Origin of the sequence: Aliamphritea ceti, from assembly GCF_024347215.1 — a bacterium.
Classification (GTDB): Bacteria; Pseudomonadota; Gammaproteobacteria; order Pseudomonadales; family Balneatricaceae; genus Amphritea; species Amphritea ceti.
Map to the genome: position 1 here is coordinate 2,164,741 of NZ_AP025282.1, position 20,532 is coordinate 2,185,272.

General features: G+C 46.5%; 22 protein-coding genes. 9 read left to right on the forward strand and 13 right to left on the reverse strand.

Going from position 1 to position 20,532, the window contains the following annotated elements:
• The first annotated feature begins 132 nt into the window (after positions 1–132).
• From OCU49_RS09945 to OCU49_RS09960, 4 genes are all read left to right on the forward strand, one after another.
• Positions 133–2,319 carry an OsmC domain/YcaO domain-containing protein gene (locus OCU49_RS09945; protein WP_261844825.1) on the forward strand — a complete coding sequence of 729 codons (2,187 nt, stop codon included), beginning with the start codon at positions 133–135 and terminating at the stop codon, positions 2,317–2,319.
• A gap of 576 nt (positions 2,320–2,895) precedes the next feature.
• Positions 2,896–3,303 (forward strand): PilZ domain-containing protein, encoded by a 408-nt coding sequence (locus OCU49_RS09950; RefSeq protein WP_261844826.1) that lies wholly within the window; start codon positions 2,896–2,898, stop codon positions 3,301–3,303.
• Complete coding sequence (locus tag OCU49_RS09955; protein ID WP_261844827.1) at positions 3,296–3,613, forward strand: hypothetical protein; 318 nt, start codon at positions 3,296–3,298, stop codon at positions 3,611–3,613. The genes OCU49_RS09950 and OCU49_RS09955 overlap by 8 nt, the downstream gene beginning before the upstream one ends.
• On the forward strand, positions 3,610–4,596 hold the full coding sequence (locus tag OCU49_RS09960) for an AAA family ATPase (protein ID WP_261844828.1): 987 nt from the start codon (positions 3,610–3,612) through the stop codon (positions 4,594–4,596). Before OCU49_RS09955 ends, OCU49_RS09960 begins: the two co-directional genes overlap by 4 nt.
• 101 nt (positions 4,597–4,697) lie before the next feature.
• Here OCU49_RS09960 and grxB read toward each other — a convergent pair whose 3' ends face one another.
• From grxB to OCU49_RS09980, 4 genes are read right to left on the reverse strand one after another with little or no spacing between them, the layout of a single operon-like run.
• Positions 4,698–5,399: a glutaredoxin 2 gene (grxB, locus tag OCU49_RS09965; protein ID WP_261844829.1), complete on the reverse strand. Its 702-nt coding sequence runs from the start codon at positions 5,397–5,399 to the stop codon at positions 4,698–4,700.
• Position 5,400: 1 nt separating this feature from the next.
• A complete protein-coding gene (locus tag OCU49_RS09970; protein WP_261844830.1) occupies positions 5,401–6,273 on the reverse strand; it encodes an MBL fold metallo-hydrolase in 873 nt (290 codons plus the stop codon).
• Positions 6,274–6,283: 10 nt separating this feature from the next.
• On the reverse strand, positions 6,284–7,165 hold the full coding sequence (locus OCU49_RS09975; RefSeq protein WP_261844831.1) for an MBL fold metallo-hydrolase: 882 nt from the start codon (positions 7,163–7,165) through the stop codon (positions 6,284–6,286).
• Positions 7,166–7,215: 50 nt separating this feature from the next.
• A complete protein-coding gene (locus OCU49_RS09980; RefSeq protein WP_261844832.1) occupies positions 7,216–7,665 on the reverse strand; it encodes a cupin domain-containing protein in 450 nt (149 codons plus the stop codon).
• 107 nt (positions 7,666–7,772) lie between these two features.
• Here OCU49_RS09980 and OCU49_RS09985 point away from each other — a divergent pair, with 107 nt between their 5' ends.
• Entirely contained in the window at positions 7,773–8,684 is a 912-nt protein-coding gene (locus OCU49_RS09985; RefSeq protein ID WP_261844833.1) for a LysR family transcriptional regulator, read from the forward strand.
• Positions 8,685–8,910: 226 nt separating this feature from the next.
• Positions 8,911–10,278, forward strand: coding sequence for a molecular chaperone (gene yegD, locus OCU49_RS09990; RefSeq protein ID WP_261844834.1), 1,368 nt, complete (start codon positions 8,911–8,913; stop codon positions 10,276–10,278).
• 144 nt (positions 10,279–10,422) lie between these two features.
• On the opposite strand, the gene OCU49_RS09995 is transcribed toward yegD, so the two are convergent.
• Both OCU49_RS09995 and ubiU read right to left on the reverse strand, forming a co-directional pair.
• Entirely contained in the window at positions 10,423–11,307 is an 885-nt protein-coding gene (locus tag OCU49_RS09995; RefSeq protein WP_261844835.1) for a U32 family peptidase, read from the reverse strand.
• Positions 11,308–11,318: 11 nt separating this feature from the next.
• Positions 11,319–12,314, reverse strand: a complete 996-nt coding sequence (ubiU, locus tag OCU49_RS10000) for a ubiquinone anaerobic biosynthesis protein UbiU (RefSeq protein WP_261844836.1) — start codon at positions 12,312–12,314, stop codon at positions 11,319–11,321.
• A 186-nt stretch (positions 12,315–12,500) separates the two neighbouring features.
• Between ubiU and ubiT the strand changes: the two genes are divergently transcribed.
• Positions 12,501–13,022, forward strand: a complete 522-nt coding sequence (gene ubiT / locus OCU49_RS10005; protein WP_261844837.1) for a ubiquinone anaerobic biosynthesis accessory factor UbiT — start codon at positions 12,501–12,503, stop codon at positions 13,020–13,022.
• A gap of 33 nt (positions 13,023–13,055) precedes the next feature.
• Here the strand turns inward: ubiT and OCU49_RS10010 are convergent, their stop codons facing one another.
• From OCU49_RS10010 to OCU49_RS10030, 5 genes are all read right to left on the reverse strand, one after another.
• Positions 13,056–13,547, reverse strand: a complete 492-nt coding sequence (locus tag OCU49_RS10010; RefSeq protein ID WP_261844838.1) for a peroxiredoxin family protein — start codon at positions 13,545–13,547, stop codon at positions 13,056–13,058.
• A 66-nt stretch (positions 13,548–13,613) separates the two neighbouring features.
• Entirely contained in the window at positions 13,614–14,357 is a 744-nt protein-coding gene (locus OCU49_RS10015; protein WP_261844839.1) for a hypothetical protein, read from the reverse strand.
• A gap of 46 nt (positions 14,358–14,403) precedes the next feature.
• Positions 14,404–14,670: a DUF2024 family protein gene (locus OCU49_RS10020; RefSeq protein WP_261844840.1), complete on the reverse strand. Its 267-nt coding sequence runs from the start codon at positions 14,668–14,670 to the stop codon at positions 14,404–14,406.
• Entirely contained in the window at positions 14,667–15,542 is an 876-nt protein-coding gene (locus OCU49_RS10025) for a dihydrodipicolinate synthase family protein (protein WP_261844841.1), read from the reverse strand. The genes OCU49_RS10020 and OCU49_RS10025 overlap by 4 nt, the downstream gene beginning before the upstream one ends.
• A gap of 10 nt (positions 15,543–15,552) precedes the next feature.
• Complete coding sequence (locus OCU49_RS10030) at positions 15,553–16,329, reverse strand: aldolase (protein WP_261844842.1); 777 nt, start codon at positions 16,327–16,329, stop codon at positions 15,553–15,555.
• A gap of 166 nt (positions 16,330–16,495) precedes the next feature.
• Between OCU49_RS10030 and pdxR the strand changes: the two genes are divergently transcribed.
• Positions 16,496–17,950 (forward strand): MocR-like pyridoxine biosynthesis transcription factor PdxR, encoded by a 1,455-nt coding sequence (pdxR, locus tag OCU49_RS10035; RefSeq protein WP_261844843.1) that lies wholly within the window; start codon positions 16,496–16,498, stop codon positions 17,948–17,950.
• A gap of 156 nt (positions 17,951–18,106) precedes the next feature.
• On the opposite strand, the gene OCU49_RS10040 is transcribed toward pdxR, so the two are convergent.
• Positions 18,107–18,688, reverse strand: coding sequence for a YceI family protein (locus tag OCU49_RS10040; protein ID WP_261844844.1), 582 nt, complete (start codon positions 18,686–18,688; stop codon positions 18,107–18,109).
• Positions 18,689–18,728: 40 nt separating this feature from the next.
• Positions 18,729–19,577, reverse strand: coding sequence for a hypothetical protein (locus OCU49_RS10045; RefSeq protein WP_261844845.1), 849 nt, complete (start codon positions 19,575–19,577; stop codon positions 18,729–18,731).
• A gap of 229 nt (positions 19,578–19,806) precedes the next feature.
• On the opposite strand from OCU49_RS10045, the gene OCU49_RS10050 reads away from it, so the two are divergent.
• Positions 19,807–20,526 carry a response regulator gene (locus OCU49_RS10050; RefSeq protein WP_261844846.1) on the forward strand — a complete coding sequence of 240 codons (720 nt, stop codon included), beginning with the start codon at positions 19,807–19,809 and terminating at the stop codon, positions 20,524–20,526.
• Positions 20,527–20,532 lie beyond the last annotated feature (6 nt).

The window sequence follows — 20,532 nt, forward strand, 5'->3', positions numbered from 1 at the left end:
GAATATGCTTGAGATGGCTACTTTAATTGCTCCGGCACGGCGTGCAGTGTAAAGTCTGCGCATCTGAGAAATAGGTGATTTACGCCTATACTCACCTCTCATCTTGCACCTGACGATTCCGGAAAATATCAAATGGAAATCAAAGTTAATTTTTTAGAAAACCTTCGACTTGAAGCTAAGTTTGATGATTTCACTGTGACTGCAGATCAGCCTATTCGTTATAAAGGCGATGGCTCTGCACCGAGTCCGTTTGATTACTTCCTGGCTTCGTCGGCGCTTTGTGCTGCTTATTTTGTGAAGGTTTATTGCAAAGCGCGGGATATCCCAACGGAAGACATTCGTCTGTCGCAGAACAATATTGTTGATCCGGAAAACCGCTATAACCAGATTTTCCAGATTCAGGTTGAGTTGCCGGATGATATTTCTGAAAAAGACCGTGCGGGCATTTTACGTTCGATTGATCGCTGCACAGTAAAAAAGGTGGTGCAGACTGAGCCTGAATTCAAGATTGAAACCGTCGAAAATCTTGATGAAGATGCTTCTATTATGGCGATGGGTATTTCTGAAGATGTCAGTAATACCATGATTCTGGGTAAGGATCTGCCATTGGAAAAAACCATCGCCAACATGACAGGTATGCTGGAATCCCTGGGGATGAAGATTGAGATCTCTTCCTGGCGGAATATTGTACCTAATGTCTGGTCGCTGCATATTCGTGATGCTGCTTCACCTATGTGTTTTACCAATGGTAAGGGCGCTTCTAAAGAAAGTGCGCTGTGTTCTGCACTGGGTGAGTTCATCGAGCGGGCCAGTTGTAACTTCTTCTATAACGATCAGTATTTCGGTGAAGAGATTGCTAACAGTGATTTTGTTCATTACCCGAATGAGAAATGGTTTGTGCTGACAGAAAATGATTCCTTACCGACAGGTCTGATGGATGATTATTGTCTGGATATCTACAACCCGGATGGCGAACTACAGGGCTCTAACCTGATTGACACAAACTCAGGTAACTTTGAACGGGGTATCTGTACGATACCTTATGTACGCCAGTCTGATAAGCAGGAGGTTTATTTCCCGTCGAACCTGCTTGAGAACCTGTTCCTGAGTAACGGCATGAGTGCCGGTAATAATATTCATGAAGCTAAGGTTCAGTGTCTTTCTGAAATTTTTGAACGGGCAGTGAAGCGTCAGATCATTGAAGAAGAAATTGTTCTGCCGGATGTACCTGAGGAGGTATTGGCTAAGTATCCGGGTATTCAGGCGGGTATTGCTGGTCTGGAAGAGCAGGGCTTCCCTGTGTTGGTGAAAGATGCTTCTTTGGGCGGACAGTTCCCGGTCATGTGTGTGACGCTAATGAATCCCCGCACTGGCGGTGTTTTCGCATCTTTCGGTGCGCATCCAAGTTTGGAAGTAGCACTGGAGCGAAGTCTGACTGAGTTGTTACAGGGGCGTAGCTTTGAAGGCTTGAATGACGTGCCTGCGCCGACGTTCAGTAGTGAAGCGGTCTCTGAACCGAACAACTTCGTGGAACACTTTATTGATTCAACGGGTGTGATTTCCTGGCGTTTCTTTAGCGCTAAGAGTGAGTACGAATTCTCGGAGTGGGATTTCTCAGGTACCAATGAAGAAGAATCCGACAGTTTAATGGGAATTCTGGAAGCGCTGGGTAAAGAAGTTTATGTGGCTACTTTCGATGATTTTGGTGCGTCTGCATGCCGGATTTTGGTGCCAGGTTATTCAGAAGTGTATCCAGTTGAAGATCTGATTTGGGATAACACAAATAAGGCGATTCATTTCCGTGAGGATATTCTTAATCTGCACCGTTTAGATGATGAAGAGTTGGCTGATCTGATTGCGCGTCTGGATGAGAGCGAAGAAGACAACTATACCGAAATTAAAACGCTGATCGGCATTGAGTTTGATGAGAATACGGTATGGGGACAACTGACGATTCTTGAGTTGAAAATTCTTATTCACCTGGCTCTGCAACAGTATGAAGACGCAATGGAATTAGTTGCAAGCTTTCTGCAGTACAACGATAACACGGTTGAGCGTGGGCTGTTCTATCAGGCCATGAATGCTGTGCTGGAGATTTTACTGGACGATGAGCTTGAGCTGGATGATTTCATTTATAACCTGCGCAGGATGTTTGGTGAAGAGGTGATGGAGAATGTCGTGGGCTCAGTAAACGGCGATGTTAAGTTCTATGGTTTAACACCGACCAGTACTAAGCTGGAAGGTTTGGATAAACATCTTCGACTCATCGAAAGCTATAAGAAATTACATGCAGCAAGAGCTGCGCGGGCAGCAAACTGATTTGCTGCTTTACTAAAAAAACCGGCTAATTAAGGCCGGTTTTTTTATGGGGAAATTTTACTGCTGAGTGCATAAGTATCTTGTAGCAGGGGATCTGTTGTAAAAGAAGTAGTCGCTTAACTTATAAATAATAAACCGCTGCCATAAAGCCAAACACAAACATTGCCATGCCAATGCCAATGTATAGTTTTCCGATAAATTTAGCAGTTCTTTTGATACTCACGGTATAGGCTTTTCATCATTGTCAGGTTAATGCTCTGTACAAAACTCAGAATATGTTCGTCGTTCTGTTCCTTAAGACGCTGGTCTTTTTAGCCAGTGGTGTTTCAGGGCTTTAGTCATGAATGATTGCAGGTCGTGAATTTAAGTATATGTGCAGTTTTCTTGGCTTGCCTGATTTTTCCTATTACCCATTTTAAGAGGTGCATTGCGGATGGTCGTCGCCAGAGGCGGTCTCTATGCCCTAGAATGAGCTAATTTCTAGTAATTCTCAGCGTTCAGGCAACTAAGTCTATTACTTGCTTCGACACCTCATTAACGCTGGGGAAGTGCGGTAAAACAGACCGGGGTTATCGAATGAAGCTTACCAATAATGACAGCTTAGAAATCGAGCAAGTGGTTGAAGATGCAGAGTCTGATGCCGTATCCCGAAAAGCCTATCGATTACCGTTACGGGATAAAGATAATTATTTTCTGGAGATGAATGGCAGTGCATATCCTTTGCTGGATATCAGCGTGGAAGGTGCCTGTATTGCCATTCTGGATACCCCTCCAATTTCTGCTGATGGCACTAAAGCTGAATGCAAAGTTGTATTGGGCGATCAGGTGTTTGAAGGACTGCAAGGCCAGGTAGTACATACTTCTCTGGATTTTGACGGCGGCTGGATTTGTGGCATTCACTGGACGGATACCGACGAGTTAATAAGTCAGAGTTTACAGCAGGCATTGCTGGCTCTGCGAAAAGAGATGTTTGAGAATGCATAACCCCCAACCCAACGACATAATGGGATTATTGCTGAATGACGATGTTAGCGACGATATAGCAGAACTGGAACAACTCAATAATCTGATTTTTTGTGACGCTGATAATACAGCAGAGGCTGCAACTGAGATCTCTCAGGGTGAGCTGATCTGGCGAGAAGAGAACGATAAGTTTGCGATTCATGTTTGGAAGATAGACGAAAAAATCAGTCTTAAATTTATTTCCAAATCGAAGACAGAAGTGTCAGTCCAGCGGCTGGCTAAGATTGCGTTAAACGCAATCATGGAAGATCTTAAGAAGGCGAATCCATGACTATAATCGTATGTCCCAGCTGTTCGAAAAAGCATCGTGCTGATACTAAAAAGTTCGCAGCGATCAAAAAATTCGTGGTCCGTTGTAAGGCGTGTAGCCATCGCTTCCAGATTGATCTGAATAAACCAGATGTGGTTCAGTCTCCACGTCCACCTAAATTGACCATGCCTGTTTCCGGGCCAAGGCATACCCGCAAAATTTGTGTGTCATTGAGTAAAGGTGGTGTCGGTAAAACCACGACGGCGGTAAATCTGAGTGCTGGCCTGGCAATGGCCGGTTACAAGGTTTTACTGATCGATACCGATACTCAGGGGCAGTCCTCTTTTCTGTTAGGCAAGAAGCCTCAGGCAGGTTTGACCGAGTTACTTACCGGCGAGCTTACGCCGCAGGAAACGATCATTCAGGCGAGACCGAATTTATCCCTGTTAAGTGGTGGGCGTTCTCTGGCTGGGGTGAAGCGGATCATTGATAAAAAGAGCTTTGGTTCGGAGTGGACGCTCAGCGAAGCGATGGAAGATCTGGATAAAGACTATGACTTTGTCATCATTGACACGTCACCAGGCTGGGATCAGCTAACGGTAAACGTACTGTTCTATGCAACAGAAGTACTGACGCCGGTATCCCTTGAAGTTATGTCGTTGCATGGTTTGGCAGAGTTTATTAAAAATCTTCATGCAATCAAAAAGTACAAAGACATCGATCTGAATTACGTACTGCCAACCTTCCTTGATGGCAGGGTAGATCAGCCGCAAAATATTTACCGTAAATTACAGAGCCTTTATGGCGATAAAGTATGTCAGCCGATTCGCTATGATGAACAGCTCAGCCGTTCACCTTCTCACGGGCAGACGATTTTTGAATTCTTGCCAGATGGAATGGGTGCAGAAGACTACACCGCTCTGGTGCGATTCATAGCCAGAGATCAGAATATTCTGACCACCGGAGCAGAAGGGCAGAAAAGCACTGTTGTTCCGAGTTTATGATGGATCGGTCACTAATATTTTGTTGAACACAGTGACTTTGTCAGATCTGTTGCGATCAGCCAGTAGCTTTGTTCGTAGCAGAACTGGCTGAAGACCTTATCCTATTGATTAGCTGGTGCCAGTGCAGTGGTGCTTTGTGAGAAGAGCATTACACCGCTATGTCTGCTCATCTTTTTAAGATAATCACTCAGTGCTTCAGGCAAAGTGAGCTCGGCGACCATTGTCAGGTTGCGGAGCTCAGCGAAGGCGCATAAATCATCAAAATTCAGTGCTCGCTGGTTTTGCAGGAATGCAGGGCTGCTAATAATATCAGGCAGTCGTGCCAGCTTTTCGCTGATTCGGTTAAGCAATTCCGGCGTTAGTGACAGCGCATGCGATGGACTCATGCCTAACCGTTTACTAAGCATCTCACTGAAGCGTGCTAGTGCTTCAGAGGAGGCCAGTTCGGGGAGATTCATAGTTGGCATACGTGGATAGCAGAGCAGATTGATATCTGGCCGTATGCTGATCAGCCAGTTACTCAGAGCGTCTGAAGCTTGCAGGTTTTTTTGTTGTGAATGGTTTAACAGTGGCTGCTCATCATACTGATCCAGGTAGCGGATGATTTCACCGCTATCTTGCAGCAGAATATCGCTAGCGGTCACTTCTAATATTGGAACAGTTGCGGCGCTTAGCTTGTGCTGCAGGTGTTCAGGAAAGTTTCCCAGTGTTACATAGCTAATCTCACAACGGATGTTCTTCATTCCCAGCAGTGTTATAACCCTGATGCAGAAAGGGCAACTGTTGAACGCGTATAGCTTCATATCAGCCTCCGTGGATGATGGCGAAAGACATCTTGCGTATATATACCGGCAGGTCCTGATAGTTTGGCCAGTCCTTATACGCGGGCATTTTCAAATTTTCGCTCATCTCTATTATTCGGGGCACCAGTTGACTCGGATTCGTTGCCAGCGTGTTTTTAATTTCTGGTAACACTAAATCATAAAGATCATCGAGAAATTTGGCTGTAGCAACTAGCGGTGCAAGATCCGTACTGGATGAGTGCACATTAATCGCATGTTTTGGCTGCCAACTGATTAGTGTTTTAAGTGTTTTTCGCACACCGAGAAGATTTGTATCGGTTAAATACACCCCCCGGCCCAGTCCTTCGTCCACATACATATCAGCGCTAAGCACAATGTTTTCTGCTGGCAGATGAACGATAGCAACGGCTGCACCGTCAGCAATGCCCATATGTTGCAGTTCAACCTGAGTTGTCCCCATGTCGATTGTCATGTGCGTAGAAAATGTCTGATGGATAGTGTCGGGCACCATATCCAGTGGATCCAGCTCTTCATAATCATGAATATTCTCATGCGCAATGATTTCTGCATCAGGGAAAACAGCAGTACCACCGGTATGATCAAAGTGTTCGTGGGACAGTACAATCTTTCCGACCGGTTTTTCCGTCAGGCTTTGGATTTCCTGTTTTAACAGATTGGCTCGATAAGGGTTCGCAGTGTCGGTGATCAAAACTTCTTCTTCGCCAATAACAACCAGGCTGGTGTAGTGGAGAAGGTCTATGGTGTAAATATTTGTTGCCAGTTGTGTTGTTTTTGTATCGCCAGTAGCTTGCGCGCTCTGAGTACCGATAAACAAGCTGAGAACCAATATGGCGGGTGTTAAAAATGTTTTCATGTTACGGCTCCTAGTTGCCATGCCAGATGGAATAAGACATACGTTCTACATGGCCAGGCAGGTTTTCTGTATAACCGCGCCAGTGTGAAAACGCCGGTAACTGAATACTTTGTTTTAGTTCTTCTGTCGTTTTACCTGCCTGCATACCGGCCCAAACGGCATCAAACAGTGCCTGTGTAAAGCGGTAATCTTCTTCGAACTGTTGAGGTGAGGATATTGGTGCATGGCCGCTAATTACTGTGTCGTACTCAAGTTCAGTGCGGACCCGTTTGAAAGTGTTGAGAATACCTACATAGTTATGTGCGGGAAGGCGATAAGTCTCATTAATGTAACCGGGCAGATGCCAGTCAACGCCCACCAGTACTTTGTCTTCAGGCATGTGAATGACGCTCATGCAGCTGCCGTCATTCGGGCCGTAATAGTGCAGATCTACCTGTTTGTCGCCTAGCTTAATACTCAACGCGTCCTGATAAGTCAGATCTGGTTTTACCACCTTGTTTTCTAAATCTCTGCTGAGTAGTTCTCCACAGCCTTCCTGGGTAATGAACTGGGCTCCTTCATCTTTGAATATCTGGCCGCCACGGCTGTGATCAAAATGGTCATGGGAATAGATGACTTTAGCGACAGGCTGATCCGTCAGTTTACGGATTTCATTACGCATATCCGTGGCACGTTTTTCGCCGGATGGGTCGGTTATGATGACGCCTTCATTGGTCACCACTACCAGGCTGTTGTAAAAGAATTGACTGTATTGATAGACGCCGTTTTTAAGTTTTGTCATGACTGGTTTTGCCGGATTGAAAGCGGGTTCGCTGCTGGCAGCCGCAGTCAGGCTAGTCGCTAGTCCGGCTGTCAGAGTGAGTGCCGCGACAGATGTAAGAAGTTTTTTCATGGGATGACCTTTCATAATGACAGATGAAAAAAATGGAAATAGCTGCTGAGTTAGCTCTTTGGCGTTAGCTTTGGGCCGATAATTTTTGCACCGAATGTTTCAGCCATTTGGCTAAGTTCTTCCATCGATGTACCGTTTGCTTCAGCTTCCGGAATGTTGCGTATAAAGCCGTCATGAATACCGGGTGTCAGTACACTGATTAACTGGCCATTGTTTGCTTTATCTTCGAAAATAAAGCTGTGTGGTGTGTTTTTCGGGATATGCACGGTAAAGCCAGGCCCACCGGTGAGCTCGTCATTTCCGGCTCTGAACCGAAAAGTCCCACTGATGACATGGAAGGTTTCAGCCTGGTCCGTATGTATGTGCAGTGGGGTGCCTTCACCTGGCTTTACATTCTGAACTCTGAGAGATAGTTGCTCTGACGTTTCTTCGCCAAGTAATGCGATGTTATAGCGTGCAAGGGTGGTTTCTGGCTGCGTGATGACAACTGACTGGCTCATGATGTTCTCCGGAGAAGAGTTGTAAATTCGATGGATTTATCTTAATTTCGATAGTAATGGTTAACAATTGTGGTAAATGTCTTTATAGAATTTACCTGGAGTATCGAATGGATAAGTTAAGAGACATGCATCTGTTTGTAACAGCGGTTGAAAAGGGCAGTTTTTCTCAGACCGCAAAAACAGTTGGCTTAACACCTGCGATGGTTGGACGGCGTATAGCCGCGATTGAAGCTGAATTGGGGTTTATGCTGTTTAATCGTACAACCCGGCGAATGGAGCTGACCCCTGGTGGGCGGACTTACTATGATGGCTGTAAAAGCATTCTGGCGAATGTATCAGAACTGGAAGAGTCTGTTACCAGCGCGCATCAGACAAATCCTAAAGGCAGAATTAAGCTATCAGCACCGGATGGTCTTGGCAGTCCGTTTCTGATTGAAGCAGTAAAAGTGTTTCGAAAATCCTACCCGCAAGTGAGTTTTGATATTGATCTGAGCAGTACACCGCTTGATTTGATTAAGGAGCAGATAGATCTGTCGATTCGGTTGGCTTTCGAGCTGGACGATTCCTCTATGGTTGCCAGCCGTCTGGGACGAACAACTTTCGGATTATATGCCTCCGAAGATTATCTTAGTGAAAGAGGGAAGCCGGCCAGTCTTGATGTTTTGAAGGAGCATGATTGCTTACATATGAGAGGCAGTAAATATGGTGATTACTGGAGTGTAATTGTTGATGGTAATGTAGTGAATTTTCGCCAGCCCTGGGCACTGACTGTGCCGAATACGGAATGTATAATTCAGGCAGTGTCTGATGGTATGGGGATTGCCTTGATTCCGCGTATGTTTGCACGTGAGGCAGAAGAGGAGGGTAAACTTAAGTTACTTAATGGCATTGCTGAGTTTCCGGCGTTAAGTATTTATGCAATGTATCCTACCCGTAAACATCTGCCTTACAGGGTGCATCTGTTTTTAGATTTCCTAAAACAGTGGGCACCTGAAAAGTTAAATATTCTGCCAGAGTAGTGTCTTGACCTGTCTATAGCTACACGGTTTACAGTCCGCGTTCATTGTTGCTCCTGTCTGTATCCGGAGTTGTCTTTTTAAACATTTTTTAAGCATTTTTTAAAAACTTCTAGGTGTCGCTGACAGTATCTGTTAGCGTGCCGCACCCGCTGTTAGTCGGGACAAAGTAATATGTTTTTCCGGTATCGGACTGAACTGGAAATCTAGAGAATATTGAAGGTGAAAGATGGCTATTGGCTTTGATTTTGGGACATCTAACTGTTCTGTCGCACATGTGATTAATGACCCTGTAGCGGGCAAGAGAGTAGAAACAATTCCATTGTCAGGAAATGAAGCATTACTGCTGTCTGCAATGTGTGCACCTACCCGGGAATCGGTGTCAGAGTATCTTTTCAGTTGTTTAGATATAAAACCACTGAGTACGGTTGGTGAAAATGTGCTGCGCCGTGCGATAGCTGAAAACAGAGCAGAAGGGATTAATGTCCGGCCTGAAGATGTTTTGTTTGGTCAGCAAGCAAGGGATATGTATCTGGAAGATCCTGATTTTGTATATTACGTAAAATCGCCGAAGTCCTTCCTTGGTACTTTACAGCTTCGTGAAGCTCAGTTGGCAATGTTTGAAGATATTGTCTGCGCCATGATGGCAAATGTGAAAAGTCGTGCGGAAGCTTACCTGGGGGAAGAGGTTACTGAAACGGTGATTGGCCGGCCGGTTAATTTTAATAACCGGGGCGGTGAGGCATCGAATATTCAGGCTGAAGGTATTTTACACCGGGCGGCAACCCGGGCTGGTTTTAAGCATATTGAATTTCAATTTGAGCCGGTTGCAGCAGGGCTGGATTTTGAATCGACTCTGACCACAGAGCAAAACGTACTGGTTGTCGATATTGGCGGTGGTACGTCTGATTGCTCAATGATTCGTATGGGCCCGCAATGGCTGCAGAAAAAAGACCGCTCCGAGACATTACTTGCACATGCGGGTCGATCTATAGGCGGTAATAACCTGGATATATCAATCGCCTTTCAGCGTTTTATGCCAGAGTTTGGTAAAGATACCCAGACTGTTAAAGGGACAACACTGCCTTCGATGGCATTTTGGAATCCGGTCGCAACCAATGATGTAAATGCTCAGAGAAGTTTTTATGCGTTTGATAACCTGGATGTCCTGAAACAACTGAGAATCGAAGCTCGTTATCCTGAAAAGATTGACCGATTGATTCAGGTGTATCAGAAATCTTTGGGGCATTTAGTCGTGGGAGAAGCAGAAAAAACCAAGATTGCCTTGTCAGATGCATCACAGCATACGGCGAATCTCCATCTGCTTAATGAAGTTGTTGATATTTCAGTATTGGTGGAAGAGATGGAAGCTTCTATCAATGAGCCAATGCGGCAGATTAAAGGCTTAATTAAAGACATTCTTGAGCAGAGCAGTGAAAAGCCTGATGTGGTGTATATCACCGGAGGTTCATCCCGTTCGCCGATTGTCAGAAATACAGTGAAGACCTTATTACCAGATACTCCAATTGTTAGTGGTAATTACATGGGGTCTGTAACTGAGGGACTGGCACGTTGGGCGGATCTCTGTTTTAGCTAAATCTTTGCTTTAGCTAATCCGTTAACCATCAGGCTTATAAAAAAAGGCCATAGTGAATTGCAGTCGCTATGGCTTTTTTTGCTTACATCAACAGCCTGCATGCGTAATAGAGAGCGTAGCCTGCGCAAAATAGCAGGTCAGCAGTTATACCTCTTGCATGCTCATCCCTGCGATCTGATGCCAGTAGCCGTTACATTCAATCTCTTTTTCAAGAGGCGTGAAGGAAGGAGTGCTTAGCTGTTGGCGGAAGGCCTCCAGCTGCTGGAGGGTTTCAGGCGATTCAGGACTGAGCCGCATAATATCGACACCGAGGTTTTGCATCGCTCCTACTTCGTTGATCAGGTTATAGCAATAGCCGGACATCGTCTGAATACCGTTGAGCCGGAATACCTTTTCTGCTTCACGGGATTTCATCATCAAACCATTAGGATGCTTAATGCAGCAATATCTGCAGTCGTCTTTTGGCCGGTTTTCAGCCCGGGCAGTAAAGCAGCGTGCTGAGTAAGCCAGCGGAATGTAGCCGTAACTGAAAATCTCTGTTTCGAACTGCTCTCGAATGCCAGCGTCTTTAGCTTCTTTCAATAGTCTGGATAACCAGTCTCCGGACAGTTCTACCGGCATTACCCAGCGGCGCATGCCCTGAGACAAAAGCACCTTCAGGGTTGCCAGGTTGTAACAGTTAATGGCTGGGCCCACGACAAAGGGCAGTTGTTTCTGGCGGGCGATTTCAACAGCAGATAAATCGTTAGCCTCAATCAAAATATCATGATTATCGATCAGTTTACGAAGAGTGTTCAGCTCAGTCGGAGACTCCAGCAATGCCATGGTTGATAACACGACTTGTTTGCCCTGTGCACTGATCTCCCGAGCAAGGCTGATCCAGTCGTCTGCTTTAAGTTCACGCCGTTTTGAACAGACAGTCTCGCCAAGGTAAATAATATCTGCGCTGCTGTTAATCGCCTGACGATAGAAGTCCTGAACATCTTTTCTGGCCCAGAAATAGAGTATCGGACCTAATGAAAACTGCATGTTATGTTCTCCTATTGCCAGCTGCGGTGATATGCACCGAGAGTGGTCTGGCTACCTTCAGAAAGGCTGGCCAGGGTTTTGTGCCATGTGTCGGTAACACGGAAATCATCCGGGCTTCGCTGATAACTATCGATAGCCTGGCGCCAGGTACGGGTGATTTGTTCAACATAGGCAGGGCTGCGCTGACGACCTTCAATTTTGAATGAGACAATGCCCGCCGAAGCTAACTGCGGAAGCAGTTCAAGCGTATTCAGGCTGGTGGGCTCCTCTAAAGCATGAAAGGTATTGCCTTCAACTTCGAAACGGCCTTTACAGAGGGTTGGGTAGCCGGCGGATTCATCCGGGGCATAGATGTCGATCAGTACATCATTGAGGCGGGCTTCAGTGCCCTGATCTGTTTCCTGCCAGCGTACATATTTTGCAGGTGAGCAGGCGCCGGCTGTATTGGGTGATTCTCCTGTCATATAGGAGGATAAATAACAGCGCCCTTCAGCCATGATGCAAAGGCTGCCAAAGGCAAATACCTCCAATGCAACCGGGCTGCTTTTAGCCAGCTGAATAACTTGCTGAATAGAAAGGACCCGGGGCAGAACGACCCGGTCGACGGCGAAATTGTTGTGATAGTAATGAATAGCTTCAAGGTTAGTGCATGAAGCCTGTACTGATAAGTGCCGTTCTATGTGTGGGTATGTATTCGCGGCGTATTCAAGTACACCTATATCCGAAATGATCAACGCGTCACAACCTATATCAACTGCCTGATCTACAGCATGTTGCCAGCGTGACCAGCCGTTGGGTTGTGCAAAAGTATTGATCGCAACGTGAAGCTTTTTACCATGCTGATGAACATAGTCTGCTGCTTTCAGCAGTTTTTTATCGTTAAAGTTCAGACCGGCAAAGTGGCGTGCGTTTGTGTCGTCTTTTAAGCCGATATAAACCGCATCGGCACCGTTATCGATGGCGGATTTCAGTGCGGGCAAGTTACCCGCAGGACAAAGTAATTCCATGCTGTTACCGATTGTTGGGAAACGGGACGCACATCTTAAGCAGGCATGCCTGTCTGCTCCTTGATATATGACAAGTGACTGATGAGGTTAAGCAGGAGAAGAGACACTGCAATGACAGAGTTGATGTATATCAAGGGTGCCTGTTAAACAGCGGCTATAATCGGTATTTTTATCGGAGGACCGACAATGTTCTTATCGCTTCAACAGCATTTTGTTTCGGTTAGTTCTGGCTTGCCTAAGCCTGGCTGGTTACGACCAGGACATTTGAAGCCTGTATTCAGGTTATTACCTTTTGCTGTGATCAGAGCCGGTTTGCAGCCAACGCTGGAGCGCTTGTTTGCTGAGGCATTGGAAGACGGTGACTTTGAATGCCTGACTGATAAATGGCTGCGTATCGATATTCAGGATCTGGAGCTACGCTGGCTGATTAGCTATAGCCAAGGGCAGTTAGTAGTAGCCAATGCTTTGCAGGAAGATACACCTGCGCAGGTAACCTTTCGGGCGAGCAGTGAAGATTTATTGTTAATCGCTGCGCGCTACGAAGATCCGGATAGCTTGTTCTTTCAGCGTCGGTTGTTAATCGAAGGTGATACTGAGTTGGGGTTAGAAGTGAAGAATATTATCGATAGTGCTGATCTGGAATGCCTGCCAGAGCTAGTAGGTCAGCTGGTCAACTTCGCTGCAAAGCAGGTTAAGCAGAGTGGGTGATATTCTAAGTATCGTTATCCTGTTTCATAACAGTTAAGCGTAAATAAGCTCGGCAATCTTTGCGCCCAGAATCAGGTCCTGTTCGTGGCCCATTTTATTGATACGCAGTTTTCCCTGTTTATCAAAAATCAGCAAGGAAGGTGTGCCCTGAAGATTATAGTGGCGCATGGTTTTCGGTATCGGGTCGTCGTGGTTATCTGCAGGAGCATCAATTGCAACCGGAAAGCTGATTTTATATTCATGAACAAAGGCTCTTAACGACACTTCACTCATGGCCTGATGGTGTTCAAAAACAGTGTGCAGGCCAAGTACAGCAACATCTTTCTCCGGGAAGGCTGCATGTACCCTGCGTGCCTGAGGGATAGAGTATTCGACACAACCGGGGCAGAGCATCTGAAATGCATAGATAACGATTATCTTGCCAGCAAAAGACTCACTGGATATTGGTGTGTTGGTATTTAGCCAGGTATCCGCAAACAGGACTGGGGCAGTAGGGGGATTTGGGTTAGCTGATTTCTGATTCATAGTGCGTTTCCTGAATAACGGCGGCTTAGCGCTGTTACGCCAGCCGCCACGTAAGCTGAATCGCTATTATTTGATCTTACCCGGTAAGGATAGATCACCGGATGCAACGTCAAAGACATCTACCACACAGAGTAATGGCGCGTGGGCACTTTCGTTAACCCGCAAACCGGAAGTAACACCATCAAAAGCAATGCCTTTCAGGTCCCGTGCATTTTTAAATGGCACCCTAACCATCACTTGTTCAGCATCAATAACCGGCGAGTAGCCAGGGCTATCAATTAATATTGGTAAACCGGGCCAGGTCAGAGGCAGCTTGGGTTGAGTGCCTGCAGGAATATCTTTTACCTTTAGTGCACCTTCGCCGCAGGCGTTATCCTGAACCAGTACCACCCAATGGGAGTGCCAGACAGTTCCGTCATTGCCCAGATTGCCGTCGCCGTTTTCGTCAAACAGTGGTGTATCGTCAAAGTCGGGATGTGACGTTATTGCCATCGCCAGAATCCCCTGACTGGCTTCGAAGCCAACCACAGAGCTGTCTATTTTTGTTGGCCACACATAGGAAAATACATCGCTGCCTTCAAGCTTACCTGTCGGGGTTGGTATGGTTTGGCCAGCATTCTGGCTGACGTCCATTTTAAAGGTTAACCAGTTATCACTGGTTTCTACGTTAGCCTGCACAATGTCAAAAGATGCCAGATTAGTATTGCCGGTTTCAGCTTTAATACCATGGGCATTAGCGGGCAAAGATGAAGCTGTCGCGAGGCATACACTGGCACTTACGCTTAACAGCATTTGCGTTATCGTTTTCATATCAGTCTCTCAGTTTAGATGGTTAGTATTGGCTAGAGGGCATGACTTACACACCGGGGCAGCCCTGCATTTTTAAGATGAAATAACCATTTCTGGTGATTTCCTGTGCGACCTCAGGATTCGCCATTTCTGAATGACAGAAATTACAACGGGATAGCTTTAGGTCGGTGCTGACAGCACCGATACTGACCAACCATTGCTGGCCGTACTGGTGCGCCTGTTGCTGGCTGGTACCGGCCGCGACCAGTACGTCGAAGTGCATCAACTGTCCTTCTGCGGACTGGCTGTATGAATCGTAAACGTCGATTTTCATAAGCAGGCCATTAGCTGTTCGAGTTGAGTTTGTTCCGTTGGCGTCGTACCACTCAGCGGTTTACGTGGTTGACCAGCGCTAACTCCCTGTAGTGCTAAGCCGGCTTTAATCGCTTTGGGGATCCCGCCGGCGACAATAAAACTGAGCATAGGCAGCTGCTTATAGAAGTTATCTCTGGCAGCGTTCAGGTCACCGTTGGATACTTGCTCAAAGAGGTTTTTGGGTTGCTCGCCTAACAGGTTTGGTGCTGCAGTACACCAGCCTGAGGCTCCGGCGCAGAGTGCTTCAAGTGCCAGTGGGTTGCTGCCGTTGTAGAAGGGAAGTTCACCTGCTGAAAGCTCTGTGAGCTTATGCATGCGTTGGATATCACCGCTGCTTTCTTTAACCATAGTGACATGAGTGATTTCCCGGAACATTCTTACCATCAGTTCCGGTGACATATCGATGCCGCTGGTGGCCGGGTTGTTGTACACCATAATAGGAATGTTTATGGCGTCAGAAATAGCCTGGTAATAAGCAAAAATTTCAACTTCAGTGAGCTTCCAGTACGACACCGGGATGACCATTACTGCGTCTGCCCCGATAGATTCAGCATATTGCGCTTTGCTGATGGCGTTGACGGTTGTCAGCTCGGAAATTCCAATAATCACGGGTAAGCGATTAGCGACTTTGGTGATGGTGAAGTCTGCTACCTGACGCCATTCTTCAGGGCTCAGGTAAGCGCTTTCACCGGTACTGCCTAACGGGGCGATAGCGTCACTGCCGTTGCTGATCAGTTGTTCCAGTGTGTCACCCAGAACCTCAAAGTTGATTTGCGTTTCATCCTGACTAAACGGGGTAATTGGGTAAGCGATAATTCCGGATAATTTCATGATGGTCTCCTTAAATGCAGTCTGGGTTAGTTTTCAGTGCTTGCCTGGCGTAATAGGTGAAGTTCACTTTGTTGCGTTTGTCTGTTGATACCCAGTCGTGGGCTTCGTGGGCCAGCGCTGTAGGCAGGGGCTGAATTTGTCCGGCAGACATAGCTAGTAGCTGTAGCTTGGCAGCCCGTTCGATGAGAATGGCCAGGTTGCAGGCTTCTTCGATAGTGCGACCAGCAACCAACTGACCGTGATGGGCCAGAAATACAGCGCGCTTATCGGCGAGTATTTTGGAGATAAGAATGCCTTCCTCATTGCCTACAGGTACGCCGGGCCAGTCGCTCAGAAAGGCGCAGTCGTCATACAGGCTGCAGGTGTCCATTTGCGAAATCATTAGTGGGACTTCAAGCATCGATAAGGCTGCAATGTGTGTCGGATGGGTGTGAACGATGCAGTTCACTTCAGGATGTTCTTTATAAATCCAGGTGTGAAAGCGGTTGGCAGGATTAGCCATTCCCTGACCATCAATAGGTTTCAGGTCCTGATCAACTTCAAGAAGATTATCTGCACATATTTCATCAAAACCTAAGCCAAATTGCTGCGTGATGAAGGTGGTTTGCTTATCTGTCCGGCAGGTGATCTGGCCAGCCAGACCGGCGTCGTGACCTTTGCTGAAAAGGATCCGGCAGGTGAGTGCCAGTTTCTGACGATCGCTGAGCTCCATATCAGGTATCAGTTTGGTCATGCTGTCCTGGGCAGTCTGCATGAGCATTTGCTTCGTTGCGGTGGCTGTCTTCATAGGTGGGGTCCTTAAAGTATTGCTTTACTGATTGTCTGAACTCACAATAGCTTTTCATCTGGACCACTAATAACACCCAGTTTTATTTTTAATGATGGTCCTATTGTTTTTTAGGCAGCTTCTTTTGAACTGTCTGTAAACTGTTTGGTTGTTTATGAGGTGTCGTATGCTGCGTCCCTGGCAAACGCAATTCTGGCTGGAAGAAAGCTCAGGCCAGTCATTTCATGCCAAGTTGAGTAATCAGCTGATGAAGGATATTCAGACTGGCCGATTAACTTCAGGCATGATGATGCCGGGCTCCAGGGCACTGGCAAAACAGCTGGGAGTGAACCGCAAAACGGTGCAGCTGGTATATGAAGAACTGGAGTCTCAGGGCTGGCTGATATCAAAGCCGAGAAGTGGCACTTTCGTAGCGGATGTGCTGCCGGAGCAGGCATTATCGGCAGAAAATCAGCAATTAGTGCATACAGTTAAAGCGCCCCGTTCGTCATCTGCATTACTTGATAATCTGTATCAGTCGGCGCTGGTAGCGGAGGACAGACCTGGCCCCAACGATGGCATACCAGATGCCCGTTTGATTCCATATGAACTACTGTCCCGGGCTTATCGCCGGGCACTGGTGCAATCCAGCCGTGGTGCCTGTATGGGTTATGGTGATCCCCGTGGCAGCATAGAACTACGCCGTTCAATTCAGAATATGCTGACAATGGACCGGTTTATGAATGTCTCCACCGAACAGGTCTGTATTGTTCGGGGCAGTCAGATGGGAATTTACCTGGCATCGAGAATACTCAATCCGGACAAGGGCGTTATTGTATTAGAAAAGTTTTGCTATCCGCCGGCCATGGCAGCATTTGAATCGAACGGTTTTACGGTTGTGCGCTGTGAACTGGATCATCAGGGAATAGATACTGATGCCTTGCAGTCGATTCTTGAGAAGCATCAGGTAGCGGCTATCTATACAACGCCGCATCATCAATATCCTACAACCGTCAGCATGACAATGGAGCGACGTCTCAAGCTATTGCAGCTTTCAAAACTGCACAGGTTTGCGATCATCGAAGATGATTATGACCATGAGTTTCATTATGAAGGCCGGCCAATTCCACCACTTTCAAGTTTGCCTGATTCGGAAAATGTGATTCACATTGGTTCAATGTCTAAGGTTTTTGCGCCGGGACTCAGGCTTGGCTATCTGGTGGCGGATGAGGGGTTTGTCGACCGGGTTGCCCAGGAAATAATTCTCATCGACCGGCAGGGTAATACCATGACTGAACTGGCGGTTGCTGATCTGATGGCATCCGGTGATGTTAAAAAACATATACGTAAAACACGCAAGCTATATCAGTCGCGCCGGGATTTTGCGGCCAGTGAGTTCAAAAGAGTATTTGGCGACAGCATTTCTTTTATCTTGCCTGCCGGAGGAATGGCGTTATGGGTAAATGTTACAGCGCTAGTGGATGTGAACTCGCTTGATGCTTTTCAGCATCCAGATTCGAGTTTAGGGACTGTATTCAGTTGTGAGCAAACAGAGCTGACACATATTCGGTTTGGTTTTGGCGCATTAAACGAGCAGGAGATAAGCCTTTCAGTGGAAAAGCTATTTGCAGCATTGCATTAAGGCTTCATTGATCAGGGCTTAGCCGGTTAAGGCGATGTAGAAGAGTTAGATTAATGACTTTTACGATGTCTGTCAGACACGCTCAGACGAATTCAGGTAAACAAGCTGAACAAATATAGCGGGAACCTTCCCAGGTAGATTCCCGCTATACACTGATCAGTTACGAACGCCTTCAAGTTCCAGACGCAGCGCAATGTCGTCGCCAATCATTGGAGCACCGTACTTCATACCAAAATCACTGCGCTTGATGTTGCCAATAGCAGTAAATCCAGCTACTTGCTTACCATTGAACGGGTGTTCGCCAACATTATTTACCGTCAGATCCAGTTCTACCGCCTGAGTAACACCCAGTAAGGTTAGGTCGCCTTTCAGTTTTGCTGTTTCGCCATTAACTTGAGTGATTCCGGTGCTTTCGAAGGTCATTTCCGGAAATTCCAGAGTGTTAAAGAAGTCTGGAGAACGCAGGTGTTCGTCACGCTTTGCATGGAAGGTATCAATAGAGTCAGTTTTGATTACGATAGATACATTGGAGTTTTCAATATCATCCGCATCAAAGGTTAGCTTTCCTTCGAGATCGGCGAAACGGCCGGGCATATTGCTAAAGCCCAGGTGGTTTACATCAAACAGAACGAATGTGTGTGACATATCAATGTCATAGTTAACCGCTTCTGCTTGTGCCAGTGGCGCAGTCATTGCTACGGCCAGTAATGTTGAGCCGATCAGTTTTTTTAAAATCATTATATTTTCCTCTGCGGAATATAGTGGGGGGAGGTTAAATTCAGTAAGCCATACCGCTGGGTTCTGCCAGCATAACGGCGCTGCTAATCGCCAGCGGTAGCAGCACAACAGCAATGGCAGCCAGACTAATTGCACGGGTAACCGGTCCGTTGAACTGGTTAAGAAAATTAATTCGGGTCTGTATCTGGTCAATAAATAACAGGGGTAAAAGCAGTAACAGGGCAATACCGCTGGCTTTGGTGAAGAACAGCGTTTGTGCGAGTAATGCAACCAGTGAAGTGATGACAACTAACTGAGCGGCGGCGCCAAACCGGAAACGTCGGGTAGGCCAATTAAGTAACAGAAAGCCTCCGATGGCTGCACTCAATGCGAAAGCTGTTTGTCCCAGTAGAGCTGACGAGCCAATCACCGTAATAACCCCGAGGCCCATACTGACGAATAACAGTTTTAGTGGACCATCGATGTTTTTGTCTGCTTTAACACATTGCTGCCGGGCAAGAATGGCAGCGCTTATAATTGCGGCGAAATAGCCCCAGCCAATCACATCGATGCTGCCAAAACGTGCACCGAAGAGCCAGGCAAGTACTGAAACAGGTATAACTGTGGTGATGATGCGGAGTACTTTTTCCTGAGCATTTAATGCGTCTAAAAGTAATCCCGCCAGCCCGGCAAAAATAATCAGATAAGGTAGTTTTTGTGACGCAGAGCGGGGCATAAATGAGAACCCCTGAATCTGAAAAACTGTCAGAAGCAAACCCACTCCGATAGCGATCCCTGCAATTTTTTTGCCAAATTCAGAGCTGAATCCGATCATAGCCGTGACAATAAAACTGATTAATAGCGGTAACAGTGAACTTTGAATCAGAGGATTGTTTAGTAATGTTTCCATGTCTGATCTCTTAATTTAGGAGCGTGGCGGAAAGTTTTAAGTGCACTTATTTCAGCGGGAAAATGTCACAAGAGTTTTTCAGTGAAGGGTGATTTTGTCGCAAAAGTTACCAGTCAGATCGATTGATACACTTTGATACATTTTTTTCGTTGTTGTCTGAGAGTCAGAACCGATATCCTTGATGGCTGGTTCTCACTGCTATTTTTATCTCCCTCGGACATATCCGGTTATGCAAAATTCTTCTCATATTCTGGTTGTTGATGATCATAAGGATATTCGTGATCTTGTTGCGCGATATCTGACAGAACATGGTTACCGGGTAACAACGGCTAAAGATGGCAAGGCTATGAAGGCCGCTCTCAGTGCGAGTGCCATTGATCTGGTGATTCTGGATGTCATGATGCCCGGAGAGGATGGCTTGAGCTTATGTCGTAACCTGCGTGAGCAGGGGGCAATGCCAGTTATTATGCTAACGGCAATGGCAGAACAGACAGATCGTGTTGTGGGTTTGGAAATGGGGGCGGATGATTACCTGACTAAGCCATTTTTCCCCCGTGAACTGTTGGCACGTATCAAGGCTGTTTTACGACGCACAGCCGCTATGCCGCCTCAGAAAGCAGCACTGACAGAAGATATTGTGTGTTTTGACCGTTGGCAACTGGATGTTTCAAGACGGGAGCTGATCGGTGAGGATGGAGTAGCCGTCCCATTAAGTACATCTGAATATAAATTATTGTCTACATTTCTTGCGCATCCTAAACATGTATTGAGCAGGGAACAGTTATTAGATCTGACCCAAGGCAGACAGGCTGAAGTGTTTGACCGCAGTATTGATAATCAGGTCAGCCGGCTGCGGCGTAAAATTGAAGAGAATCCTTCTAAACCCTGCCTGATCAAAACAGTCTGGGGTGGTGGTTACACCCTTACTGCAGACGTATCCAGACCGTAAATTAAG